The sequence below is a fragment of the Streptococcus oralis genome (genome assembly GCF_019929345.1).
Lineage (GTDB): Bacteria > Bacillota > Bacilli > Lactobacillales > Streptococcaceae > Streptococcus.
This window is the reverse complement of the sequence record NZ_JAHZPJ010000013.1, coordinates 1-25,249: the sequence shown is the minus strand read 5'-3', so window position 1 is coordinate 25,249 and position 25,249 is coordinate 1. Positions and strand designations below refer to the sequence as shown.

Below are 25,249 nucleotides of genomic sequence, written 5' to 3'. Positions count from 1 at the left end.
TTATGGGAAAACTATCCTCAATCCTTTTAGGAACGGTTTCTGGTGCTGCTCTTGCTTTGTTTTTGATGAGTGATAAGGGCAAGCAAGTTTGTAGTCAAGCTCAGGATTTTCTAGATGATTTGAGAGAAGATCCAGAATATGCCAGAGAGCAAGTCTGTGAGAAATTGACAGAAGTGAAGGAACAGGCAACTGACTTTGTGCTGAAGACAAAGGAACAAGTAGAATCTGGTGAAATCACTTTTGATAGTGTCCTTGACCAAGCTAAAAACTGTGCTCGACAAGCGACGGAAGCGTCAAAGGAAACCTTTAACAATCTCAAGGAGCAGTGGCAAGAACAGTCAGCAACTTCAGACGTTGCTGAAGACCAAGAAGAAATCATCATCGATATTACTGAAGTATAAAGTATCACCATCTCTGGTTTTTGGAGATGGTGATTTTTATCTGCAAGCCTGTCTTTGTGGTATAATAAATACTATGCAGAAAAAACCAACGTCCGCCTATGTGCATATTCCCTTTTGCACACAGATTTGTTATTATTGTGACTTTTCAAAAGTTTTTATCAAGAATCAACCAGTAGATAGTTATTTGGAGCATCTGCTAGAGGAGTTTCGTTCTTATGATATCCAAAAGTTACGAACTCTCTACATTGGAGGTGGGACGCCAACGGCTTTGTCCGCTCCGCAACTAGAAGTGCTTTTGAATGGTTTGACTAAAAACCTAGACTTGTCTGTCTTGGAAGAGTTGACGATTGAGGCCAATCCAGGAGACTTGGACGCGGATAAAATCGCGGTTTTGAGGCATTCGCCAGTTAATCGTGTTTCCTTAGGTGTGCAGACTTTTGATGACAAAATGCTGAAAAAGATTGGGCGCAGTCATTTAGAGAAGGATATTTATGAAAATATCGACCGCCTCAAATTGGCTGGTTTTGACAATATTTCTATCGATTTGATTTACGCTCTACCTGGTCAAACTATGGATCAGGTCAAGGACAATGTCGCTAAGGCTATCTCGCTTGATATTCCTCATATGAGCCTTTATAGCTTGATTTTGGAAAATCATACGGTCTTTATGAACCGCATGCGACGAGGGAAATTGCCCCTGCCCAAGGAAGAACTGGAAGCGGAGATGTTTGAGTACATCATCGCAGAGCTTGAGCGAGCTGGTTTTGAGCATTATGAGATTTCCAATTTCTCTAAACCTGGCTTTGAAAGTCGCCACAATCTCATGTACTGGGATAATGCTGAGTATTATGGTATCGGTGCAGGTGCTTCAGGTTATGTCAATGGAGTGCGCTATAAAAATCATGGTCCGATTCGCCACTATCTCAATGCGGTAGAGGCAGGAAATGCTCGGATTACAGAAGAACACCTGAGTCAAAGGGAGCAGATGGAAGAAGAAATGTTCCTAGGCCTCCGGAAAAAATCCGGGGTTTCCATGGCACGATTTGAGGAAAAATTCGGACGATCCTTTGATGGACTTTATGGCGAAATCGTCAGAGACTTGGTTCAACAAGGCCTCATGCAGATCGACGGTGACCGTGTCCGAATGACAAAGAGGGGTCTCTTTTTAGGAGACACTGTAGCAGAACGATTTATTTTGGAGTAGAACAATGGGCTTAACTTATCAAATGAAAATGAAAATTCCTTTTGATATGGCGGACATGAACGGTCATATCAAACTTCCAGATGTGATTTTGCTGTCCCTGCAAGTATCAGGTATGCAGTCGATTGAGCTGGGAGTTAGTGATAAGGATGTGCTAGAACGCTACAATCTGGTCTGGATTATTACAGACTATGCGATTGACGTGGTACGCTTGCCTCGCTTTGCTGAGGAGATTACGATTGAAACAGAAGCATTGACTTACAATCGTCTTTTTTGCTACCGCCGTTTCACTATCTATGATGAAGCAGGTCAAGAAATCATTCGCATGTTGGCAACCTTTGTTCTTATGGACCGAGACAGTCGAAAAGTCCATGCTGTCGAGCCTGAGATTGTAGCTCCTTACCAGTCTGAGTTTGATAAAAAACTCATCCGTGGGCCAAAGTATGAGTCCTTGAACGAGCCAATCAGCAAGGATTACCATGTTCGTTTTTACGACTTGGATATGAATGGTCATGTTAATAACAGCAAATACCTAGATTGGATTTTTGAGGTCATGGGAGCAGACTTTTTGACCAAGTATATTCCAAAGAAAATCAATCTCAAATATGTCAAAGAAGTGCGACCAGGTGGTATGATTGCTTCAGCATATGAACTCAATGGACTAGAAAGCAAGCATGAGATCATCAGTGATGGCGAGATAAATGCCCAAGCTATGATTACTTGGCAAGAAATTGAAGCGAATTAGAAAGGACGATATGGCTTATAAAGGTTATTTAATTGATTTAGACGGAACCATTTACAAGGGGAAAGACCGAATTCCGGCCGGAGAGGCTTTTGTCCATGAGTTGCAAAAGCGAGAAATTCCCTATCTCTTTGTGACCAACAATACAACCCGAACTCCAGAGAGTGTTCAAGAGATGTTGGCTGAGAATTTTAATATTGATACGCCTCTATCGACTGTCTATACAGCAACCTTGGCAACCATCGACTATATGAATGACTTAGGACTGGAAAAGACAGTCTATGTCATCGGCGAAGCTGGACTCAAGGATGCCATTCAGGCAGCTGGTTATGTCGAAGACAAGGAAAATCCAGCCTATGTGGTAGTTGGACTGGACTGGCAAGTCGACTATGAAAAATTTGCGACAGCAACTCTAGCCATTCAAAAGGGTGCTCACTTTATCGGAACCAACCCTGACCTCAATATCCCGACGGAACGTGGTCTTTTGCCAGGTGCTGGTTCACTAATTACACTTCTTGAAGTAGCAACTCGGGTAAAACCAGTTTATATCGGGAAACCAAATGCTATCATTATGGACAAGGCGGTTGAGCACCTAGGTTTGAAAAGAGAAGAATTGCTCATGGTTGGGGACAACTACCTGACAGATATCCGAGCAGGGATTGACAATGGCATTCCAACGCTCTTGGTGACGACAGGTTTTACCAAAGCAGAAGAAGTGGCGGACTTGCCAATCGCACCAACTCATGTAGTTTCTAGTCTTGCGGAGTGGAATTTTGATGAAAACTAAACTGACCTTTTGGGGAAGTATGCTCTTTCTCCTCTCCCTGTCTATTCTCTTAACCATTTATCTGGCATGGGTTTTCTATCCCATGGAAATTCAGTGGCTGAACTTAGCGAATCGAGTCTATCTAAAGCCAGAAACCATTCAGTACAATTTTCATATCTTGATGAATTACCTGACCAATCCCTTTAGTCAGATCTTAGAGATGCCAGATTTTCGTTCGTCAGCGGCAGGTTTACACCACTTTGCGGTGGTGAAGAATCTTTTCCACTTGGATCAGCTAGTTGCCCTAGTGACACTACCATGTTTTTATTTCTTTGTTAAAAATATTGTAAAAAAAGGCTTCCTAGCACTCTATCGTAAAAGTATCCTGATTCTAGTGCTATTACCTCCATTCATTGGGCTTGTAGGAGTGTTAATTGGTTTTGAGCAATTCTTTACTCTTTTCCATCAGATTCTCTTTGTGGGAGATGATACCTGGCTTTTTGATCCCGCAAAGGATCCCGTTATTTGGATTTTACCAGAGATTTTCTTCCTCCATGCTTTCCTTCTCTTCTTTGGACTCTATGAAAGTTTCTTTGGCTTCCTTTATTTGAAAAGTCGTAGAATACTTTAATGTGTTGCATTGATAAAACAGAGATGAAGTTAAAAATTCTTACGAGGAGTGAATTAACTTCATCGGAATTGAGTAAATCGTTCGCATACAGTCTGTTTTTCTTGAAAAAATAGGCTTTTTTTCTAAAAATCCCTAGTCAAGCGCTTTATTTTTTTGTATAATAAGAATAGCAAAGTATAGATAAAGAAGAGAAAAGCATGATTACACTATTTTTATCACCGAGCTGTACATCATGTCGTAAGGCAAAGGCCTGGTTAGAGACGCATAAAGTTCCTTTTGAGGAGCACAATATTATGACCAGTCCTTTAACAAGAAAAGAATTGCAACACATTCTTTCCTTGACCGAAAATGGTACTGATGACATCATTTCAACTCGTTCAAAAATTTTTCAAAAATTGGATATTGATGTAGAGAGTATTTCGGTATCGGAGTTGCTTCAGTTGATTGAGCAATATCCTAGTCTTTTGCGTCGCCCAATTATTATTGATACCAAACGCATGCAGATCGGTTTTAATGAAGATGAGATTCGTGCTTTTCTCCCTCGTAGCTACCGTAAACAAGAACTAAAAGAAGCAACATTGAGAGCTGGTATTGGATAGATGAACAAACAGTATAGTTACCCACTAGATTTGTCGTGGAGCACTGAAGAACTTGCTTCAGTGCTTTCTTTTTTTAATGATGTTGAAGCTGCCTATGAAGACAAGGTAGAAGCTAAAAAACTGCTAGATTCCTATAAGGAATTTAAGTCTGTGGTTCCAAGCAAAAGCGAAGAAAAACGCTTAGGTCGCGAATTTGAGACGGCTAGCGGTTATTCCTTCTATCGTGCAGTTCAATTAGCAAAAGAAAAAAGAGAAGGGAAGATTTCTCTTGGAAACTAAATTTGAATTTGCCAAGCAGATTGTGCAGGAAGCTGCTGAGTACATTTTGGCTCACATGAAAGAAGATTTGCAGGTTGAGCGCAAGTCTTCGCCTACAGACTTGGTGACGCGTTTAGATAAGGAGGTCCAGGAACTCTTGGTTGATCGGATTAAGTCCACCTATCCTGAGGATTTGATTTGCGCGGAAGAGGGATGTTTGCGTGCTGGAGTTGGTCAAGGTTCTGTTTGGGTGATTGATCCCATTGACGGTACCAATAACTTTGTTGCTCAGCAGGAAGATTTTGCTGTTATGTTGGCTTATTTTGAGAATGGTGTGGGCAAATTTGGCATCATCTATGATGTTATGAAAGGTGATTGCTATCATGGTGGTGGTGCTTTTCCTCCTTGCCGCAATAATGAGCCCTTACCGCCTTTTAAAAAGAAGCCCCTCAGAGAATTCCTGGTTGCTGGTAACTCAGGTATGTTTGAAAGCAATGAGTGGGGCCTGGCGGATTTGGGGCGAGCAGCTTTGGGAGTCCGTGTATATGGCAGTGCGGCCATTAGTTTTGCCAAGGTTTTATCGGGGCGTCTTCTGACTTATATTACCTACCTGCAACCATGGGATTACGCTGCGGCCAGTATCTTAGGGGAAAGTCTGGGTTATCGTCTTCTTACGGTATCAGGTGAGCCTGTTGATTTTCAAACGCGTCAGCCTGTCATGATGGTGCCAATCGAGATGCAAGAAGAGATTCAGTACTACATTTATGAAAGGAAAGAATTTAAATGCAATTTCCAGAAGGATTTGTTGAAAAATATGAAGCGATACTAGAAGACGAGGCAAGAGACTTTCTTGCCTCTTTTAAACAAGAAGCAGTTTCGGCTTTTCGGGTCAATCCCTTAAAAGAAAGTCAGTTATCGTTTGCAGATGCTATTCCCAATACACCTTGGGGGTATTATGGTAAGGTTTCTGGGAAATCTCCAGAGCATGTGACCGGTTTCGTTTATTCGCAAGAACCTGCAGCCCAAATGGTGGCCCAGGTAGCTCAACCCCTTCCTGGCATGAAGGTCTTGGACTTGGCGGCAGCACCAGGTGGAAAATCCACTCAATTGGCAGCCTATCTGGCTAATCAGGGAGTCCTTGTTTCCAACGAAATTTCAAGCAAGCGAGCTAAGATTTTAGTGGAAAATATGGAGCGGTTTGGAGCGACAAATGTTGTTGTAACCAACGAATCTGCTGACCGCTTGACCAAGGTCTTTAAAGGTTATTTTGATGTGATTGTCCTTGATGCACCTTGCTCGGGGGAAGGGATGTTCCGTAAGCAGCCAGATGCCATGGATTATTGGAGTACCGATTATCCTAGCCAATGTGCCAGTCTCCAAAGAGAAATTTTAGAAGATGCAGTGACCATGCTTGCAGAAGGTGGTCGTTTGGTCTATTCGACCTGTACTTGGGCACCAGAGGAAAATGAAGAAATCGTCCACTGGTTGCTGGATACTTATGATTTTGAACTGCTTCCAGTTAAGCATTTAAACGGTATGGTAGCAGGAATTGGCCTTCCTGAAACGGCGCGGATGTATCCTCATCATTTCAAGGGAGAAGGCCAGTTTGTTGCCCACCTGCAGTTTAAGGGAGAAAATCCGGCACCTAAATTCAAAGCCAGCAAGACCAATCTCAGTCGTGAACAGCAGAACTTGTGGCAAGAATTTGCCCAAAAACATCTCGAAACGTCCTTAACTGGTATCTTGCAGACTTTTGGAGACCAACTCTATCTCTTGCCAGAGATGTTACCTGATCTAGGGAAACTCAAAATTGCCCGAAATGGACTTCATCTGGGTACTTTTAAGAAGAAACGCTTCGAACCAAGCTTTGCTCTGGGATTAGCATTGAAACCAAGTCAAGTAAAACAAAGTGTCGCAATCAATGATGAGGACTTTGTAAAATATGTGGCTGGTGAGACCGTTCAATTATCTGAAGCTCGACCAAATGGCTGGTACCAAGTTGTGGTTCAAGGAAACGGTTTGGGCTTTGCCAAGGTAACGGGAAATGTTTTGAAAAATTATTATCCAAAAGGGCTCAGATTCAGGTGAAAAAGCTAGTCAAAGAGCCTATTCTATGTTATAGTGGAAGTATGAGTTTTTTCTGATAGTCTTTCATTATTACTTATATTATACGATGGAATTTCCCGCTCCGAAGAATGTCTAGATAAAATAAAGCGGGACAATCATTGATGATAATTGGATGATCAGGACAAACGGAAGAAATCAGAACATTTATCATTATGTTCAAGGAGAATAACAGTGAAAAAAAGAAAAAAGCTTGTCATGTCTCTTGCAGCTCTTTTGATGGCAGGTTCTCTAGCAGGATGTGCTAGCTGGATTGATCGTGGAGAATCCATGACAGCCGTTGGTTCAACTGCTCTTCAGCCTCTTGTCGAAGCGGCAGCAGATGAATTTGGTTCCAGAAACATCGGAAAAACAGTCAATGTTCAAGGTGGTGGATCGGGTACAGGACTATCCCAAGTCCAGTCTGGAGCAGTTGACATCGGGAACTCTGACGTCTTTGCAGAGGAAAAAGAAGGAATCGATGCTTCGGCTCTAGTAGACCACAAGGTTGCAGTGGCTGGTCTTGCAGTGATTGTAAACAAGGAAGTGGATGTTGAAAATCTCACAACCGAGCAACTTCGCAAAATCTTTACAGGTGAAGTGACCAACTGGAAAGAAGTTGGGGGCAAAGATCTGGCCATTTCAATCATCAACCGAGCAGCAAGTTCTGGTTCACGAGCGACGTTTGATACGGTGGTTATGAATGGCCAAGCGGCAATGCAGAGCCAAGAACAGGATTCTAACGGGATGGTCAAGTCGATTGTATCCCAAACGCCTGGAGCCATTTCTTACCTGGCTTTTGCCTATGTAGATGACTCCGTGAAAAGCATGAAACTGAATGGATATGAACCTACATCTGAAAATGTAACGACCAACAACTGGCCTTTGTGGTCTTATGAACATATGTACACACTTGGTCAGCCAAATGAGTTGGCTGCTGAATTCCTGAATTTCGTCCTCTCAGATGAAGCCCAAAATGGAATTGTTAAGGGCATGGGCTATATCTCTATCAATGAAATGAAAGTCCAAAAGGATGCTTCAGGTACCGTTACAACAGTAGAAGGAGGTCAATAATGAATCAAGAAGAATTATCAAAAAAATTACTCTCTCCTTCAAAGAACTCTCGCCTTGAGAAGTTTGGTAAAGGTTTGACCTTTACCTGCCTTTCTTTGATTGTTATCATTGTGGCCATGATTTTGATTTTTGTAGCCCAAAAAGGCTTATCTACCTTCTTTGTCAATGGGGTCAACATCTTTGATTTCCTCTTTGGACAAACTTGGAATCCTTCAGGGAAACAATTTGGTGCCCTTCCAATGATTTTGGGTTCCTTTATTGTGACGATTTTATCAGCCCTCATCGCAACTCCCTTTGCTATCGGTGCTGCAGTCTTTATGACAGAAGTATCACCAAAGGGGGCAAAGATTTTGCAGCCAGCCATTGAACTTCTCGTCGGTATTCCTTCAGTCGTCTATGGATTTATCGGTTTGCAAGTTGTGGTGCCTTTTGTTCGTAGCGTCTTTGGTGGAACTGGTTTTGGGATCTTGTCAGGTATTTTCGTTCTTTTTGTCATGATCCTACCAACTGTAACTTTTATGACAACAGACAGCTTGCGTGCTGTTCCTCGTCATTACCGTGAAGCTAGTTTAGCTATGGGAGCCACTCGTTGGCAAACCATCTGGCGTGTGACCTTGAAAGCAGCACGTTCAGGTATTTTCACTGCAGTGGTCTTTGGGATGGCGCGTGCCTTCGGTGAAGCCCTTGCTATTCAGATGGTTGTCGGAAACTCAGCAGTTATCCCAACCTCGCTAACAACACCAGCTGCGACATTGACATCTGTACTGACTATGGGTATCGGAAATACCGTCATGGGAACGGTTGATAATAACGTTCTCTGGTCACTGGCCCTAGTCTTGCTCTTGATGAGTTTGGCCTTTAACAGTGTGATTAAATTGATTACGAAAGAAAGAGGAAAGAAAAACTATGCACGCTAAGAAATTAGATAAACTTGCAACAGCTGTCCTCTATACCATCGCGGGTATCATCGTGACCATTTTGGCATCTTTGATTCTCTATATCTTGGTGAGAGGGTTACCTCATATCTCTTGGTCTTTCTTGACTGGGAAATCCTCCTCTTATCAAGCAGGTGGGGGTATCGGGATTCAGCTCTACAATTCCTTCTTCCTTTTGGTCATTACCTTGATTATTTCTGTTCCGCTATCTATGGGGGCTGGCGTATTCCTCGCTGAGTATGCCAAAAAAGGACCTGTGACCAATTTTATTCGTACCTGTATTGAGATTTTGTCTTCTCTACCATCAGTTGTTGTGGGTCTCTTTGGTTACTTGATCTTTGTAGTCCAGTTTGAGTATGGATTTTCAATCATTTCAGGCGCCTTGGCCTTGACGGTCTTTAACCTCCCTCAGATGACTCGAAATGTTGAGGACAGTTTAAAACACGTTCACCATACGCAACGTGAGGCTGGTCTGGCCCTTGGAATTTCTCGTTGGGAGACTGTGGTCCATGTCGTCATTCCAGAAGCTCTTCCAGGTATCGTAACGGGTGTTGTCTTGGCATCTGGCCGTATCTTTGGTGAGGCCGCCGCTCTTATCTATACGGCAGGACAATCCGCTCCAGCACTTGACTGGTCTAACTGGAATATCCTCAGTGTTACCAGTCCTATCTCAATCTTCCGTCAAGCAGAAACCTTGGCTGTCCACATCTGGAAGGTCAATAGCGAAGGAACCATTCCTGATGCTACCATCGTATCAGCTGGTTCTGCTGCCGTGCTCCTCATCTTTATCTTGATTTTTAACTTTGGAGCACGCAAACTCGGAAGCTATTTACACAAGAAATTAACCGCTGCCTAAAGGAGAAGCCATGTCAAAATATAACTGGGATGAAAAGCATATCATCACCTTCCCTGAAGAAAAAGTGGCCCTCTCTACCAAGGATTTACATGTTTACTATGGTAAAAATGAATCCATCAAGGGCATCGATATGCAATTTGAAAAAAATAAAATTACAGCCTTGATTGGTCCTTCTGGATCTGGGAAATCTACTTATCTTCGCAGTCTCAATCGGATGAATGATACCATTGATATTGCCAAGGTCACAGGTCAAATCCTCTACCGAGGGATTGACGTCAATCGTCCAGAAATTAATGTCTATGAGATGCGCAAGCATATCGGAATGGTCTTTCAACGTCCAAATCCATTTGCCAAGTCTATCTATCGCAACATCACTTTTGCTCATGAACGTGCAGGTGTTAAGGACAAGAAAGTACTTGATGAAATTGTAGAAACCTCTCTAAGACAGGCTGCCCTATGGGATCAGGTCAAAGATGACCTCCATAAATCAGCCTTGATGCTTTCTGGTGGTCAGCAACAACGTCTCTGTATCGCTCGTGCCATCTCTGTCAAGCCAGATATCCTCTTGATGGATGAGCCTGCTTCAGCCTTGGATCCGATTGCGACAGCCCAGCTGGAAGAAACCATGCTGGAATTGAAGAAGGATTTTACCATCATCATCGTTACCCACAGTATGCAGCAGGCTGCGCGTGCAAGTGACTACACAGGATTTTTCTACTTGGGTGATTTGATTGAGTATGATAAGACATCCAATATTTTCCAAAATGCTAAGTTACAGTCAACCAATGACTATGTAACGGGACACTTTGGTTAGAAAGGAAACGGTATGTCAGAAGCGATTTTACAGGTGTCAGACCTGTCCGTTTATTACAATAAAAAGAAGGCCTTGAATAGTATTTCCCTTTCTTTCCAACCTAAGGAAATAACGGCCTTGATTGGTCCTTCTGGATCAGGAAAGTCTACCCTGCTCAAAGCTATCAACCGCATGGGCGATTTAAATCCTGAGGTGACTACAACTGGATCAGTAGTCTATAATGGTCACAATATCTACAGTCCCCGCACCGATACGGTTGAATTGCGTAAGGAAATCGGGATGGTCTTTCAACAGCCTAATCCCTTCCCTATGTCTATCTACGAAAATGTTGTCTATGGGCTACGTATCAATGGGGTTAAGGACAAGCAAGTCCTTGATGAAGCGGTCGAAAAGGCCTTGCAACGTGCTTCTATCTGGGATGAAGTAAAGGATCGTTTGCATGATTCGGCCATTGGTCTCTCAGGTGGACAACAACAACGTGTTTGTGTTGCTCGTGTCTTAGCAACCAGTCCGAAAATTATCCTCTTAGATGAACCAACTTCAGCTTTGGATCCTATTTCTGCAGGTAAGATTGAAGAAACCTTGTATGGTCTGAAAGATAAGTACACCATGCTCTTGGTAACGCGTTCGATGCAACAGGCCTCACGTATCTCTGATAAAACAGGATTTTTCCTAGATGGGGATTTGATCGAGTTTAACGATACGAAGAAGATGTTCCTAGACCCACAAAACAAGGAAACAGAAGATTATATTACAGGAAAATTTGGATAAGGAGTTGAATGATGTTACGATCACAATTTGAAGAAGATTTGGAGAAATTGCACAACCAGTTCTACGCCATGGGACAAGAAGTGCTCTCACAGATCAATCGTACAGTACGTGCCTTTGTCACGCATGACCGTGATTTGGCAAAAGAAGTTATTGAGGAAGATGCAGAGATAAATGAATACGAAGTGAAGTTGGAAAAGAAATCATTCGAAATGATTGCCCTCCAACAACCTGTTTCGCAAGACCTTCGTACTGTCTTGACCGTTCTCAAGGCGGTATCAGACTTGGAACGCATGGGAGATCATGCGGTGTCAATTGCAAAAGCGACTATTCGTATGAAAGGGGAGCAACGTATCCCTGCCGTTGAAGAAGAAATCAAAAAGATGGGGCGCGATGTGAAAAACTTCGTCGAAGCAGCTCTAGATCTCTATCTCAACGGTTCTGTGGATCAAGCCTACGAAGTAGCGGCTATGGATGAAAAAATCAACCATTACTTTGATAGCATCCGTGATTTGGCTACAGAAGAAATTAGGAAAAATCCTGAAGCTATCGTTACAGGCCGTGATTACTTCCAGGTCATTTCTTTCTTGGAACGTATCGGAGACTACGCAAAAAATATCTGTGAATGGGTTGTTTACTTTGAAACAGGTAAGATTGTCGAACTATAAGAAACGGTTTAAATATACAGAAGAAAAGGCTGATTAAAATAAATCAGTCTTCTTTTTTATGAAAAGAATTGTTTTACAATCAAAATCTCTAAAAGGGTTGACAACTATTTTTAAAAGAGTTATAATTATTCAGAATTAACAGAAAGGTCGTTTATTTATGAAATTTAAGAAATGGATATTAGTTGTGTGTAGTATGCTTGCCAGCATGATTTTAGTAGCTTGCCAGTCAGGAACGGATAGTTTCCAGTCTGCTGTGGAGGCTATCAAACAAAAAGGAAAGCTAGTCGTTGCGACCAGTCCAGACTATGCACCGTTTGAATTCCAAGCCTTGGTAGATGGTAAAAACCAAGTGGTTGGTGCAGATATTGATATGGCTCAAGCAATTGCAGATGAGCTCGGGGTTAAACTTGAAATCTCTAGCATGAGTTTTGACAATGTCTTGACCAGTCTTCAGACTGGAAAGGCTGACTTGGCCATTGCAGGTATTAGTGCTACAGATGAGAGAAAGGAAGTCTTTGACTTTTCAATCCCTTACTATGAAAACAAAATGAGCTTCTTGGTTAGAAAAGCCGATTTAGACAAATACAAGGATCTTTCAAGCCTTGCAAGTGCCAATATCGCAGCTCAAAAGGGAACTGTGCCAGAAACCATGGTAAAGGAACAATTGCCAAATGCGCAGTTGACATCCTTGACCAATATGGGGGAAGCCGTCAATGAATTGCAGGCTGGAAAAGTGGATGCTGTTCATATGGATGAACCAGTTGCTCTTAGTTACGCAGGTAAAAACGCAGACCTTGTCGTTGCGACAGCTACTTTGACAATGAAAGATGGTGAAACCAATGCCGTTGCTATCAAGAAGGATCAATCAGACTTGAAAGCGGTAGTCGATAAGGTTATCCAAAAACTGAAAGATGACGGAACCTATCAAACTTATCTTGAAAAGGCAGCGAAACTAACAGAAGTTGAACAATAAGAAAAAGCAGAGTTGGACTTTAATCCAATTCTGCTTTTATGTATTCTAATAGCTCTTCTAGATTCTCAAGAGTGACTTTGGCAAACTGATAAGGGCAGGCGTCCAAATAAGCCTTCTCAAAAAAGTCTAGTTTGAGTGAGCTGTGTTTCAAACTGGCAATTTTAGGATAGTTTCTCAAATCAAGCAGAAGGCCATCGTGTAGAGGATAGTGGGGCAAGGGACAGGTGTTTTCTTCAAGCACTTTCTTTATCCGAGCCTGATAGTTCTCTTGAAGGGTCAGTCGAGCCAGTCGATTTTTTTCAAATAACTGACTATCGATGTAAAGAGAGAGGGCCTTTTGCATGATGAGATTGCTGTCATAGTCCAGGATATTTTTGTAGGAAACAAAGGCATCTTTTAGGGCATTTGGGAGAATGAGAGCGGTAATACGAAGGGCTGGAAAGAGACTGGTTGAGAAGGACTTGATATAAATAACCCGATCCTCAGTATCCAGATAGTGGAAGGTTTGGCCCTTTCTAGGATCTAGGTCCCCTAGATAGTCATCCTCTACGATATAAACACCATACTGGTTTGCTAGATCCAGAATAGCCCTTTTTTCCTGATCAGAATAGGAATGACCTAGGGGATAGTGGAAGCGAGGAATGGTATAGAAAAACTTGATTTTCCCAGATTTGAATTGTTTTTCCAGTTCTTCAAGGTCAATGCCATCAATACGGCGTTCAATGGTCTGGTAGGCCAATCCCTGAGCGACCAAGAGGCGGTTCATCCGGTGATAGGTCGGCTGTTCGACCAAAATGTCAGCTCCCTGGCTCGGAAAGTCAATCTGAGAAAGGATAAAGAGAGCTTGTTGGGTGCCAGAAGTTAGAACCAGTTGGTCGGGTTTGCAGTAGAGAGCCTGGTCAAAGAGGAGTTGATGGACAGATTGTCTGAGTTCCTCAAGGCCTTCTTGGTTGTCATAGTAGTTGAAGAGGTAGTTTTCTCGGCCTATCAGGGTTTCGTTGACGCAGAGTCTGAAGTCGTCATAAGCACTGGCATGTTCGTCAGTGACTTCGATTTCCAAGTCTTGGTGTTGTCCTTGTTCCAGAACATAGTAGCCACTTTGGGGTTTGGCATAGAGGTATTGTTCATGGCGTAATTCCAGCAGGGCTCGTTGGATAGTGTCCTTGCTACAGTGGAAGTCTTGGCTCAGTTGACGGATGGAGGGTAGCCGGCTACCTGTTGGGAATTTTCCTGATTCAATCCCCTTTTTTAGAAAGGAAACGACTGCTTGGTATTTACTTTCTTTCTTCATTCCAGACCTCCGTTGATTTTGTTACATTGTACCTTTTTTTTGACTCCTTTGCAATGGGAAAAGCATTTCTTCCTTTCACAACTAGGAGCAAATGTGGTATACTTAGAAAGTATGATGATTCATTGAAAAGAAGATAAGAAAGAGAATGGATAGAAAAGTGCAGGAACCGGTTAAATTATTTCAATACAATACTCTAGGTGCCCTAATGGCAGGTCTCTATGGTGGAACCATGACAGTGGGAGAATTGCTAGAACATGGTGACCTCGGCTTGGGAACCCTTGATTCGATTGATGGGGAGTTGATTGTCCTTGATGGCAAGGCTTATCAAGCCAAAGGTTCAGGGGAGCAACCTGAAATTGTAGAAGTCGCACCCGATGCCCTTATCCCTTATGCGGCAGTGGTTCCCCATCAGGCAGAAGTGATTTTCCGTCAGCGTTTTGAGATGACAGATAAGGAATTGGAAAAGCGAATTGAGTCCTACTATGATGGGGAGAATCTCTTTCGTTCCATTAAGATTCATGGCGAATTTTCACAAATGCATGTACGGATGATTCCCAAATCCACACCTGATACCAAGTTTGCTGATGTGGCGACTCACCAACCTGAATATAGCCGTGAGAATATATCAGGAACCATTGTTGGATTTTGGACACCGGAGATTTTCCATGGAGTGAGTGTTGCAGGCTACCATTTGCATTTTATCTCAGATGATTTGACCTTTGGTGGGCATGTGATGGACTTTGTTATCAAAGAAGGAATGATCGAGGTTGGGGCAGTCGACCAGTTGGACCAACGTTTTCCAGTCCAAGATCGCCAGTATTTATTTGCCAAATTTAACGTTGACGAGATGAAGAAAGATATTGATAAGTCAGAATAGGAGAAAAAATGACAGTACATATTATCCTCACCATGATCGCTTTGGTTCTCATTCTAGTAAGTGGAACTTGGTATGCCAAAAAACGGTTTCAGATCTCTCTTGCAGTGATGGGCTTGGGGGCAATCGCATTTTTTGTTTCTTCTCAAGTGTTAGAGAAGATTGTTCATCTTCTGGTACTCCATCCGCAAAAAGATGGAACCATTCCGCTCATGAATGAGCAACCCTTCCTATACGTTCTTTACGCGATTGCCATGGCAGCCCTCTTTGAGGAAACTGCTCGCCTTGTCTTTTTTAAATGGTTGGAGAAAAAGAGAAGTCTAGAAGATAGGGATGCTTTGGCTTATGGCTTGGGACATGGGGGCTTGGAGATGCTCTATCTCGGAATGGGAAGCTTGATCAGTCTTTTGATTCTCTTTTCACTCATCCAGTCTTCAAATACTGATGTAGCCAATCTCCTTCCAAAGTCTACACTCGAAACGGTTCAGTCTCTTTCTGTATGGCAGGTTTATTTACTAGGAGTTGAACGTGTGCTTGCTCTGGTTCTACAAATCGGTCTTTCCATCTGGGTCTATCAAAGTGTCCGTCAAAAGAAATGGATCTACCTCCTTGCTGCCTATGGTTTGCATGCCTTGTTTGACTTGGCTCCAGCCTTATCTCAAGTGGGAGGGATTGCAAATCCGCTTCTAGTTGAGTTTATTCTTCTCGTAGAACTTTTAGTCTTTATCTGGCTAACCAAATCTACATTTTGGAAAAAATCATAAAAAGAGGGGTGACCTCTTTTTATTGTTCTCTCTTAACTCTGTTTTTGTCTATTTCTTACTATTTACCACCCGTTGTATTATCTGGAAGACAAGCCTATCTTTCTGTTTAATACCTATTTACCAAGGGACAGCCAGCTTTTTAAGAAATGAAAATCTTGTTTAATAAATTCTTCAATTAAGCCAAGGAGATGCCGTTATCAAGCAAGTCCACATCAACTTTATATATGCTCGAAAAAAATTTAAAAAATTTTTTATTTTCCTCTTGACATGGAACGCGTTTCAGAATGTACAATGGTTTCAAGGGTTGGGAATGCGCATTTAAACCGACCTATCACACGCTAGCGGACAAAGAAGAAAAGAGGACAACATTATGACCATCAAACGTATTTTTTCAGATATGGACGGCACCCTTCTCAATTCTGAGGGCCGCGTTTCTAGCGAGAATAGCAAGGCTATCCGCGATGCTCAGATTCCGCTGACTCTGGTTTCTGCTCGAGCTCCAATGGAAATGAGAGAGGCTATCGAAGCACTTCAGCTGACTGGCCCTCAAGTAGGTTTTAACGGTGGTTTGATTTATCAGATTGTGGATGGAAAGGTCAAGCCCCTTCATATAGATATTCTCCCTAGAAAGACAGCACAAACTATCTTACAGGCAGTGCGCCAGCATTTTCCACAAATTAGCGTCAGCTATTATGATATGACGAACTGGTATTGTGATAGAATAGATGAAGGGATTCGTCTAGAGTTCAACATCACGCGTCAGGCACCAACACTTACAAACGAGGCGGATTTTCTAGCTGCCAAGGACAATACCTTCAAGATAATGATGATTGCCCTAGATAATGACGAACTATTAGCACTGGAGAAATACTTGCAAGCCCTAGACTTGGGCGAGGTCAGCATTCTCCGATCTGGTCAATATCATCTAGAAATTACCAGCAAAACTGCTAAAAAATCAAAAGGTATTGCTTATATTCTCAAAAAAGAAGGTTTAGATAAGAGCCAGACCGCTGCCTTTGGTGATGGGCACAACGATATCCCAATGTTTGAGATGGTGGGCTATCCAATTGTAATGGGCAATGCCTTTCCTGACATCAAAGAGCTGGCTTATAAGGTAACACACAGCAATGATGAACATGGTGTCGGCTACGGCATTCGTAAATATCTCAAAAAAATCCACTAATCACGTGTTTGGAGGATGTTAATCCTCCTATAGAAAGCAAACAATGACAAATATTCGAAAAATTGCCAAACTGAGTGGCTACTCAGTTTCTAGCGTGTCACGCGTCATCAACAACCATCCTCATGTATCCGAGGAGGCTCGTCAGAAAATCCTGCAAGTCATGGAGGAACTGGACTACCGTCCCAACATTCTAGCTCAGGAGTTAAGTTCAGGTTCGACTCGTCGGGTCGGTGTAGTTATTCCCAACACGACCCTGCACCCTTATTTCAGTCAGTTACTGAACGGGCTTTTGGATGCTGCTATGGATCATAACTATACCTTGCTCATTCTACCTTCTCGTTATGATATAGACTTGGAAAAATATTATCTGGAGCAGCTTCGAGGAAGGGCCTTTGACAGTCTTATTTTCACCTCTCGCAGTGTAGACTTAGAAACCATTGCTTCCTACGCTAAGTATGGCAATATTGTCTGCTGTGAAGAAGTGCAGGACCCCAATCTGAGTAGCGTTTATGTGAGCCGCACCCATGCTTGCAAGATAGCCTTTAACTGGATTAAAGACCAGGGAAAAAGTAGAATTGCTCTGCTATTTACCCGAAAAGACCTAAAAAGTTCCACCTACCGTCTCACTATGGAAGCCTACAAGGAAGTTTTTGGTGAAAAAACAGAACCTCTGATTTTGGATGGCATTTCCACGGGAGAGGATGCTTATGAGCAAGGGGATAGCCTACTAGAGCAAGATTTAGACTGTATTTTCAGCAACGGAGATGATGTGGCAACTGGTGTGGTTCGCTATTATCAGGAGAAAAATCTTGAATTACCTTTGCTGATTGGCCAAGAAAAGCAACTGACAGGAGAGGTACTGGGGATTCCTACCATTGATAACAAATCCTACCAACTCGGTCAGGAAAGCTTCAAGCAAGCTCTCTCTGACGAAAAACGGACCATTATCCTACAATCGGAGTTTATCATACGATGATAAAATAGGCTCAAGCGACAATCGTCACTTGAGATCTATTTTTCTTCTATACAGCATCCGTAAACAAACCAGGATGCAGATGCTTAGGCAGACAATCAAGACCAGACGATACGGATCCAGCCCTGAGCTGGAACTAGCTAGGTGCACCAAGTTACCAGAGAGATAAAAGACAAGTACACTAACAAGATAGGCAATCCCCTGATAAATATTCCAAATTGTAAAGGGGCTAGGACTTGCTGCCTGGTGTTTGACTAGAGAAATGTAGAGTCCCCATAGAGCTCCCACAGCCCCATTTAATAACCCCCAACCTATGCTCCAAAAGATTGTATAGGTTACAGCATCATGCGGAAGAAAGAAGATCAAAAGAATCTCGCATCCCGTTACCAACAGTAAGAGTGTGAAAAACAGAGAACGTCTTTTTTCAAAACAAGGACCTGCAAGAGCAAAGGCTAGGACGTTCCCCAGCAAACTCATACTCGAATATAGAGACATGAGGTTGGCGGAGAGGTGCAATACCTGTACCATATAGAGGACATTCATCGTTAAGGTTACATATAAAATCAAACTATCCAAAAGTAGGATACGGACATGGTGCCAGAGCTGTTTTTTCAAAACCTGCCAGTCCATCTGCCTTGTTACTTGATGATTTTGAAACAAGCTATAGTCTGTTTGTAACTGTTTCAAAAGGATAAACTGCATGAACAGACTAGCAAGAGCAATCACCAGTAACCAACGATAATGAAGTGCAGTCAGCTCTTTTCCAATGAAAAAGGAAATAAGAAGGGTATAAAAGCTCGTGACCAGCTGAAACAAACCTAAGTAACTGAGAAATTTTGCGCGGACTTTCTCTTCTGTTAATAATAATATTAAGGGATTCCAAGCCAGACCAAAGCCCAGCTCCACGGCTATCTGATATAGAACCAGAAAAAGAGCATAGATAGAAAAAGTCACACTTTCGTAGGGAATCACTACTAATATCCCTAGCAAACACAGCTTAGACAGTATACTCCACCGCATCAGGTCAAGGAGATTTTTCCTCCGCATCAGATAAGACAAGGGAATGCGGACAAGGGCTATAATTGGTAGCATTGTGATAAGCCAGCTATTTTGCAAATCACTAAAACTTAAAATCTGACTCATAAAAAGAATCATGAAGTCCCCTGTTATGGTGATAGAAACAATTTGATTACCGAGGTTGAGCCCTACCATACTAGATTGATACGTTTTTTTCATTTGTTCTCCTTTCTTGCCTCATTATAAACTAGAGTTTGTTCCTTTTCTAGGAGTTCATGATGAAGAAATATGCACTTATGTTGCAAGGAGAAAGCATTTATGAAACTATGGCACTATTTTAAAGAAACATCTAAGGAATTCTACCTTGAAGAATGTGGGATTGATGATTATTCTAGTTTTCCGTTTTATGACTATACTGTTTTTCAGGATTTTGTCATCCACTGGATTTATGAGGGGAAAGGCTACCTGCAAGTTGATGGGCAGACTTACTCTTTGGAGAAAAATGATGGTTTTATCCTAAGAAAAGGCCAAAAAGTGCGTTATTGGGCAAATCAAGAAGATCCTTGGACCACCTACTGGCTGGGGTTTTCTGGAGATAAATTAAGCGACTATCTCCAACACACACAAGTTTTTTATGAGTCTGTTTGCCATTTCGATAGTCTTTTTCAAAGCAGAGAAATCATTCAAGACATCTGTCACAAAACTGCAGAAAATAGGCAAAAAGAAAGCTGGTACCAGATGCAAATTTATACCTTCCTTTACTACTTGCAGGAAGAATTTCCAGCAGAAATACCTCTGAATGTCACTCAACTCCCTGTTGAAAAAGCTGCGCTAATTTTGCTACAACAGTATGCACAAGACATCTCCATTCAAGACTTGGCATCCCAGGTCGGACTCAGTCGTAGCACCTTGTTTCGTCAGTTTAAGAAACTTTACCATAAATCTCCTCAACAATTTCTCCTTGAAACACGGCTACTAAAGGCAAGAACACTCTTAACTGACACTGATCTATCTATAAAAGAAATTACTTTGGAAGTCGGCTATCAGGACCAACTAGTCTTTTCAAAAGCCTTTAAGAACTTTTTTTCTGTGAGTCCTAAATTTTACCGCCAAAGCTGGAAAAATCCTCCATCCGATTAGCATCCATTTCGGCATTCGATTTTAGAAGGGTCTTATTGATTGCTTCAAGTGCAGATAGATTCAATATAAAAAAATTTTCAAAACAGCATCCTGAAAGTTAGATGTCATTCAACTAACTTTTGGGGTGTTTTCTATTGTCTCCTATTCACGTTGACAACCGTATCCATCATTTGAAAAACATGAGTTGAATTATCAATAGTCATTTTGAGGTCGTCAAATGTCTCTAAAAATGGTATAATGGAATGAATTTTGAAAAAGGATGAGTGACATGTCAGTAAAAGAAAAAATACTTGAAATCCTAGAAGGAATCGATATTCGTTTTAAGGAACCTTTGAAGACCTATACCTATACCAAGGTTGGAGGTCGAGCGGATTATCTGGTTTTGCCACGCAATCGCTATGAGATGGCTCGTGTCGTCCAATTTGCCAATCAAGAGAATATTCCCTGGATGGTGCTTGGGAATGCCAGCAATATTATTGTTCGTGAAGGTGGAATCCGTGGTTTTGTCATCTTGTGTGATAAGTTTAATAACGTTTCAGTTGATGGCTATACCATCGAAGCAGAAGCTGGTGCTAATTTGATTGAAACGACACGTATTGCCCTTCGTCATAGTTTGACTGGTTTTGAGTTTGCTTGTGGCATTCCTGGAAGTATCGGTGGAGCTGTCTTTATGAATGCAGGTGCCTATGGAGGAGAGATTGCCCATATCTTGCAGTCTTGTCAAATTTTGACCAAGGAAGGGGAAATCGAGACCTTGTCAGTCAAGGACTTGGCTTTTGGTTACCGTCATTCAGCTATTCAGGATTCTGGGGCTGTTGTTTTGTCAGCTAAATTTGCCCTATCTCCAGGGAATCATCAGGTTATCAAGCAAGAAATGGACCGCTTGACGCACCTACGTGAACTCAAACAACCATTAGAATACCCATCATGTGGGTCAGTTTTTAAGCGTCCAGTTGGGCATTTTGCAGGTCAGTTGATCTCAGAGGCTGGATTGAAAGGCTATCGTATCGGCGGTGTTGAAGTATCTGAAAAGCACGCTGGTTTCATGATCAATGTTGCTGACGGAACGGCCAAAGACTATGAAGACTTGATCCAATCTGTTATTGAAAAAGTCAAGGAACACTCAGGTGTTACTCTTGAAAGAGAGGTCCGAATCTTGGGTGAGAAGGAATAAGGTTAGGGTAGAAAAGTTGCTGCTATAACCATTGTAAAGGGGGTGAAAGCCTATCGTTAGTGAAGATATATGTAGGCAGTTTAATCTCCTACACGAGGTAGTAGCGGCTTGACAGAGCCCTGATCTGTTAATTTATGAAAAAGAAGGAATTTATGCCAATTGAAAAAACCAATTATCGAATTCAAAAACGTCTCTAAAGTTTTTGAAGACAGCAACACCAAGGTTCTCAAAGACATCAACTTTGAGTTGGAAGAAGGAAAGTTCTACACTCTTTTGGGCGCATCTGGTTCAGGAAAATCAACCATCCTAAACATCATTGCAGGTTTGCTGGATGCGACGACAGGAGATATTTTACTGGATGGGGTACGGATCAACGACATTCCAACCAACAAGCGAGATGTCCACACGGTCTTCCAATCCTATGCCTTGTTTCCACATATGAATGTGTTTGAAAATGTTGCCTTTCCGCTTCGCTTGCGTAAGATTGACAAGAAAGAAATCGAACAACGCGTAGCAGAAGTTCTCAAGATGGTTCAGTTGGAAGGTTATGAAAAACGTTCCATCCGCAAACTTTCTGGAGGACAACGTCAGCGTGTGGCCATTGCCCGTGCCATTATCAACCAGCCCCGTGTGGTCTTGTTGGATGAGCCCTTGTCAGCGCTGGACTTGAAATTGCGAACAGACATGCAGTATGAACTGCGTGAATTACAACAACGATTGGGGATTACCTTTGTCTTTGTCACTCACGATCAGGAGGAAGCCTTGGCTATGAGTGACTGGATTTTCGTTATGAACGATGGCGAGATTGTCCAGTCAGGAACGCCTGTGGACATCTACGATGAGCCAATCAACCATTTTGTTGCCACCTTTATCGGTGAGTCCAACATCTTGCCAGGAACCATGATTGAGGACTACTTGGTCGAGTTTAACGGCAAACGCTTTGAAGCGGTCGATGGTGGGATGAAGCCAAATGAGCCTGTCGAGATTGTCATTCGTCCAGAGGACTTGCGCATTACCCTTCCTGAAGAAGGCAAGCTCCAAGTTAAAGTTGATACCCAGCTTTTCCGTGGGGTTCATTACGAGATAATCGCCTATGACGAGCTCGGAAATGAATGGATGATCCACTCGACTCGTAAGGCCATCGTTGGCGAGGAAATCGGTCTGGACTTTGAACCAGAAGATATCCACATCATGCGTCTCAACGAAACCGAAGAAGAGTTCGATGCTCGTATCGAGGAGTACGTAGAAATCGAAGAGCAAGAAGCAGGTCTGATTAACGCGATCGAGGAGGAAAGAGATGAAGAAAACAACCTCTAAACTCTTTGTAGTGCCCTACTTGCTTTGGATTGCCCTCTTTGTCCTCACACCCTTGGTCTTGATTTTCGGTCAATCCTTTTTCAACATTGAAGGCCAGTTTAGTTTAGAAAACTACAAATCCTACTTTGCGTCACAAAACTTGACCTATCTCAAAATGAGTTTCAACTCAGTGCTCTATGCGGGAATTGTGACCATGGTGACCCTTCTTATCAGCTATCCAACAGCCCTCTTTTTGACCCGTCTCAAGCACCGTCAACTCTGGCTCATGCTGATTATCTTGCCAACCTGGATTAACCTGCTCCTCAAGGCCTATGCCTTTATCGGGATTTTTGGTCAAAATGGCTCTATTAACCAATTCTTGGAATTTATCGGAATCGGTTCGCAACAGTTGCTCTTTACGGATTTCTCCTTTATCTTTGTCGCAAGCTACATCGAGCTTCCCTTTATGATTTTGCCGATTTTCAATGTCTTGGATGATATGGATAACAATCTTATCAATGCCAGCTACGACCTCGGTGCGACCAAGTGGGAAACCTTCCGCCATGTTATCTTCCCTCTGTCTATGAACGGTGTGAGAAGTGGGGTTCAGTCTGTCTTTATCCCCAGCTTGAGTCTCTTCATGCTGACACGTTTGATCGGTGGGAACCGCGTTATCACGCTGGGAACGGCTATTGAGCAGAACTTTCTAACCAATGACAACTACGGTATGGGTTCTACCATCGGCGTGATCCTCATCCTGACCATGTTCATCACCATGTGGGTGACCAAGGAAAGGAGAGAACGATGAAAAAATTTGCCAATCTCTACCTAGCCTTTGTCTTTATCATCCTTTATTTGCCAATTTTTTACTTGATTGGCTATGCATTTAATGCTGGCGATGATATGAACAGCTTTACAGGCTTTAGCTTGAGCCATTTTAAAACTATGTTTGGTGATGGCCGTCTCATGTTGATCCTCACCCAAACCTTTTTCTTGGCCTTTTTATCAGCCTTGATTGCGACCATTATCGGGACTTTTGGTGCTATCTATATCTATCAGTCTCGTAAGAAATACCAAGAAGCCTTTTTATCACTCAATAATATCCTCATGGTTGCGCCTGACGTTATGATTGGTGCCAGCTTCTTGATTCTCTTTACACAGCTTAAGTTTTCACTTGGATTTTTGACGGTTCTATCTAGTCACGTGGCCTTTTCCATCCCTATCGTGGTCTTGATGGTATTGCCTCGTCTCAAGGAGATGAATGATGACATGATTCATGCGGCTTATGACCTAGGTGCTAGCCAGTTTCAGATGTTTAAGGAAATCATGCTTCCTTACCTGACTCCGTCTATCATTGCAGGTTATTTCATGGCCTTCACCTATTCGCTGGATGATTTTGCCGTGACCTTCTTTGTGACGGGAAATGGCTTTTCGACCCTCTCGGTTGAGATATACTCTCGTGCTCGTAAGGGAATTTCGCTAGAAATCAATGCCCTGTCTGCCCTTGTCTTTCTCTTTAGTATTATCCTGGTTGTAGGTTATTACTTTATCTCACGTGAGAAGGAGGAGCAAGCATGAAAAAACTCTATTCATTTTTAGCAGGAATTGCGGCGATTATCCTTGTCTTGTGGGGGATTGCCCACCATCTAGATAGTAAAATCAACAGTCGAGATAGTCAAAAACTGGTTATTTACAACTGGGGAGACTACATTGATCCCGAACTCTTGGAGAAATTTACAGAAGAAACGGGAATCCAAGTTCAGTACGAGACCTTTGACTCTAACGAAGCCATGTACACGAAAATCAAGCAGGGTGGAACAACCTATGATATTGCCATCCCAAGTGAATACATGATTAACAAGATGAAGGACGAAGACCTCTTGGTTCCTCTTGATTATTCAAAAATTGAAGGAATCGAAAATATCGGACCTGAGTTCCTCAACCAGTCTTTTGACCCGGGAAATAAATTCTCCATTCCATACTTCTGGGGGACCTTGGGAATTGTCTACAATGAAAACATGGTAGAGGAGGCGCCTGAGCATTGGGATGACCTCTGGAAGCCAGAATACAAGGATTCCATCATGCTCTTTGATGGGGCGCGTGAGGTTCTGGGACTCGGGCTTAACTCACTTGGTTACAGCCTCAACTCCAAGGATCCTCAGCAGCTGGAAGAAACGGTAGACAAACTCTACAAACTGACTCCAAATATCAAGGCTATTGTGGCGGACGAGATGAAGGGTTACATGATTCAGAACAACGCGGCCATCGGTGTGACCTTCTCAGGAGAAGCCAGCCAGATGTTGGAGAAAAATCCTAACCTCAAATATGTCGTTCCGACTGAGGCCAGCAATCTCTGGTTTGATAACATGGTCATTCCAAAAACCGTGAAAAACCAAGATGCAGCCTATGCCTTTATCAACTTTATGTTGAAACCCGAAAATGCTCTGAAAAATGCCGAGTATGTGGGCTATTCAACCCCAAACCTACCAGCCAAGGAAATGCTCCCAGAGGAGACTCGTGAGGACAAATCCTTCTATCCAGACGCTGATACCATGAAACACCTAGAAGTTTATGAGAAGTTTGACCATAAATGGACAGGAAAATATAGTGACCTCTTCCTACAGTTTAAAATGTATCGGAAGTAACAAGAGAGAATGAAGAAAAAGGCTCTTTGTCAACTGTAGTGGGTTGAAGTCAGCTAAGATCGAGAAAGGACGAAATTCGTCCTTTCTTTTTTGATGTTGAGAG

28 protein-coding genes are annotated in these 25,249 nt (G+C 42.5%); 26 read left to right on the top strand and 2 right to left on the bottom strand.

Features of this window, described 5'->3' with window-relative positions; genetic code table 11:
* Window positions 1-2: 2 nt before the first annotated feature.
* From K1I97_RS08445 to K1I97_RS08370, 16 genes are all read left to right on the top strand, one after another.
* Window positions 3-401 carry a YtxH domain-containing protein gene (locus tag K1I97_RS08445; protein ID WP_223332150.1) on the top strand — a complete coding sequence of 133 codons (399 nt, stop codon included), beginning with the start codon at window positions 3-5 and terminating at the stop codon, window positions 399-401.
* 73 nt (window positions 402-474) lie between these two features.
* Window positions 475-1,605, top strand: a complete 1,131-nt coding sequence (gene hemW, locus K1I97_RS08440; RefSeq protein WP_223332149.1) for a radical SAM family heme chaperone HemW — start codon at window positions 475-477, stop codon at window positions 1,603-1,605.
* Between the two features lie 4 nt (window positions 1,606-1,609).
* Entirely contained in the window at window positions 1,610-2,347 is a 738-nt protein-coding gene (locus K1I97_RS08435) for an acyl-[acyl-carrier-protein] thioesterase (protein WP_223332148.1), read from the top strand.
* 10 nt (window positions 2,348-2,357) lie between these two features.
* Entirely contained in the window at window positions 2,358-3,131 is a 774-nt protein-coding gene (locus K1I97_RS08430) for a TIGR01457 family HAD-type hydrolase (RefSeq protein WP_223332147.1), read from the top strand.
* On the top strand, window positions 3,121-3,741 hold the full coding sequence (locus tag K1I97_RS08425) for a TIGR01906 family membrane protein (protein ID WP_223332146.1): 621 nt from the start codon (window positions 3,121-3,123) through the stop codon (window positions 3,739-3,741). The genes K1I97_RS08430 and K1I97_RS08425 overlap by 11 nt, the downstream gene beginning before the upstream one ends.
* A 197-nt stretch (window positions 3,742-3,938) precedes the next feature.
* Window positions 3,939-4,340, top strand: coding sequence for a Spx/MgsR family RNA polymerase-binding regulatory protein (locus K1I97_RS08420; protein ID WP_004246303.1), 402 nt, complete (start codon window positions 3,939-3,941; stop codon window positions 4,338-4,340).
* Window positions 4,341-4,619: a UPF0223 family protein gene (locus K1I97_RS08415; RefSeq protein WP_084948866.1), complete on the top strand. Its 279-nt coding sequence runs from the start codon at window positions 4,341-4,343 to the stop codon at window positions 4,617-4,619. It abuts the gene before it with no gap.
* Window positions 4,609-5,427, top strand: coding sequence for an inositol monophosphatase family protein (locus tag K1I97_RS08410; RefSeq protein ID WP_223332145.1), 819 nt, complete (start codon window positions 4,609-4,611; stop codon window positions 5,425-5,427). Before K1I97_RS08415 ends, K1I97_RS08410 begins: the two co-directional genes overlap by 11 nt.
* The gene (locus tag K1I97_RS08405; protein WP_223332144.1) at window positions 5,382-6,686 is read left to right on the top strand and encodes an RsmF rRNA methyltransferase first C-terminal domain-containing protein; all 1,305 of its coding nucleotides are present in this window, start codon (window positions 5,382-5,384) and stop codon (window positions 6,684-6,686) included. The genes K1I97_RS08410 and K1I97_RS08405 overlap by 46 nt, the downstream gene beginning before the upstream one ends.
* A 210-nt stretch (window positions 6,687-6,896) precedes the next feature.
* Window positions 6,897-7,775 carry a phosphate ABC transporter substrate-binding protein PstS gene (locus tag K1I97_RS08400; protein ID WP_223332143.1) on the top strand — a complete coding sequence of 293 codons (879 nt, stop codon included), beginning with the start codon at window positions 6,897-6,899 and terminating at the stop codon, window positions 7,773-7,775.
* A complete protein-coding gene (gene pstC / locus K1I97_RS08395) occupies window positions 7,775-8,692 on the top strand; it encodes a phosphate ABC transporter permease subunit PstC (RefSeq protein ID WP_001070951.1) in 918 nt (305 codons plus the stop codon). Before K1I97_RS08400 ends, pstC begins: the two co-directional genes overlap by 1 nt.
* Entirely contained in the window at window positions 8,682-9,566 is an 885-nt protein-coding gene (pstA, locus tag K1I97_RS08390) for a phosphate ABC transporter permease PstA (protein WP_000543055.1), read from the top strand. The genes pstC and pstA overlap by 11 nt, the downstream gene beginning before the upstream one ends.
* Window positions 9,567-9,576: 10 nt before the next feature.
* Window positions 9,577-10,380, top strand: coding sequence for a phosphate ABC transporter ATP-binding protein PstB (pstB, locus tag K1I97_RS08385; protein ID WP_000049851.1), 804 nt, complete (start codon window positions 9,577-9,579; stop codon window positions 10,378-10,380).
* A 12-nt stretch (window positions 10,381-10,392) separates the two neighbouring features.
* Window positions 10,393-11,151, top strand: a complete 759-nt coding sequence (gene pstB, locus K1I97_RS08380; RefSeq protein ID WP_223332142.1) for a phosphate ABC transporter ATP-binding protein PstB — start codon at window positions 10,393-10,395, stop codon at window positions 11,149-11,151.
* An 11-nt stretch (window positions 11,152-11,162) separates the two neighbouring features.
* Window positions 11,163-11,816, top strand: a complete 654-nt coding sequence (gene phoU / locus K1I97_RS08375) for a phosphate signaling complex protein PhoU (RefSeq protein ID WP_223332141.1) — start codon at window positions 11,163-11,165, stop codon at window positions 11,814-11,816.
* 157 nt (window positions 11,817-11,973) lie between these two features.
* Window positions 11,974-12,789, top strand: a complete 816-nt coding sequence (locus K1I97_RS08370) for an ABC transporter substrate-binding protein (protein WP_223332140.1) — start codon at window positions 11,974-11,976, stop codon at window positions 12,787-12,789.
* A gap of 19 nt (window positions 12,790-12,808) precedes the next feature.
* Here K1I97_RS08370 and K1I97_RS08365 read toward each other — a convergent pair whose 3' ends face one another.
* Window positions 12,809-14,080, bottom strand: a complete 1,272-nt coding sequence (locus tag K1I97_RS08365) for an aminotransferase-like domain-containing protein (protein WP_223332139.1) — start codon at window positions 14,078-14,080, stop codon at window positions 12,809-12,811.
* A gap of 145 nt (window positions 14,081-14,225) precedes the next feature.
* Between K1I97_RS08365 and budA the strand changes: the two genes are divergently transcribed.
* The 4 genes from budA to K1I97_RS08345 all read left to right on the top strand — a co-directional run bounded on the left by budA (window position 14,226) and on the right by K1I97_RS08345 (window position 17,877).
* Complete coding sequence (budA, locus tag K1I97_RS08360) at window positions 14,226-14,957, top strand: acetolactate decarboxylase (protein WP_125453404.1); 732 nt, start codon at window positions 14,226-14,228, stop codon at window positions 14,955-14,957.
* Between the two features lie 8 nt (window positions 14,958-14,965).
* Window positions 14,966-15,718 carry a YhfC family intramembrane metalloprotease gene (locus K1I97_RS08355; protein WP_125453405.1) on the top strand — a complete coding sequence of 251 codons (753 nt, stop codon included), beginning with the start codon at window positions 14,966-14,968 and terminating at the stop codon, window positions 15,716-15,718.
* A gap of 370 nt (window positions 15,719-16,088) precedes the next feature.
* Entirely contained in the window at window positions 16,089-16,901 is an 813-nt protein-coding gene (locus K1I97_RS08350) for a Cof-type HAD-IIB family hydrolase (RefSeq protein WP_223332138.1), read from the top strand.
* Between the two features lie 43 nt (window positions 16,902-16,944).
* A complete protein-coding gene (locus K1I97_RS08345; RefSeq protein WP_223332137.1) occupies window positions 16,945-17,877 on the top strand; it encodes a LacI family DNA-binding transcriptional regulator in 933 nt (310 codons plus the stop codon).
* Window positions 17,878-17,901: 24 nt separating this feature from the next.
* Here the strand turns inward: K1I97_RS08345 and K1I97_RS08340 are convergent, their stop codons facing one another.
* The gene (locus tag K1I97_RS08340) at window positions 17,902-19,110 is read right to left on the bottom strand and encodes a hypothetical protein (RefSeq protein WP_125453408.1); all 1,209 of its coding nucleotides are present in this window, start codon (window positions 19,108-19,110) and stop codon (window positions 17,902-17,904) included.
* Window positions 19,111-19,209: 99 nt separating this feature from the next.
* On the opposite strand from K1I97_RS08340, the gene K1I97_RS08335 reads away from it, so the two are divergent.
* From K1I97_RS08335 to K1I97_RS08310, 6 genes are all read left to right on the top strand, one after another.
* Window positions 19,210-20,031, top strand: a complete 822-nt coding sequence (locus K1I97_RS08335; protein ID WP_125453409.1) for an AraC family transcriptional regulator — start codon at window positions 19,210-19,212, stop codon at window positions 20,029-20,031.
* A gap of 268 nt (window positions 20,032-20,299) precedes the next feature.
* On the top strand, window positions 20,300-21,205 hold the full coding sequence (murB, locus tag K1I97_RS08330; RefSeq protein WP_223332136.1) for a UDP-N-acetylmuramate dehydrogenase: 906 nt from the start codon (window positions 20,300-20,302) through the stop codon (window positions 21,203-21,205).
* Between the two features lie 159 nt (window positions 21,206-21,364).
* A complete protein-coding gene (locus K1I97_RS08325; RefSeq protein WP_000742899.1) occupies window positions 21,365-22,522 on the top strand; it encodes an ABC transporter ATP-binding protein in 1,158 nt (385 codons plus the stop codon).
* On the top strand, window positions 22,503-23,309 hold the full coding sequence (locus tag K1I97_RS08320; protein WP_223332135.1) for an ABC transporter permease: 807 nt from the start codon (window positions 22,503-22,505) through the stop codon (window positions 23,307-23,309). The genes K1I97_RS08325 and K1I97_RS08320 overlap by 20 nt, the downstream gene beginning before the upstream one ends.
* A complete protein-coding gene (locus K1I97_RS08315) occupies window positions 23,306-24,079 on the top strand; it encodes an ABC transporter permease (RefSeq protein ID WP_000712716.1) in 774 nt (257 codons plus the stop codon). Before K1I97_RS08320 ends, K1I97_RS08315 begins: the two co-directional genes overlap by 4 nt.
* Window positions 24,076-25,146, top strand: coding sequence for an ABC transporter substrate-binding protein (locus K1I97_RS08310; RefSeq protein ID WP_223332134.1), 1,071 nt, complete (start codon window positions 24,076-24,078; stop codon window positions 25,144-25,146). Before K1I97_RS08315 ends, K1I97_RS08310 begins: the two co-directional genes overlap by 4 nt.
* The last annotated feature ends 103 nt before the right edge of the window (window positions 25,147-25,249 follow it).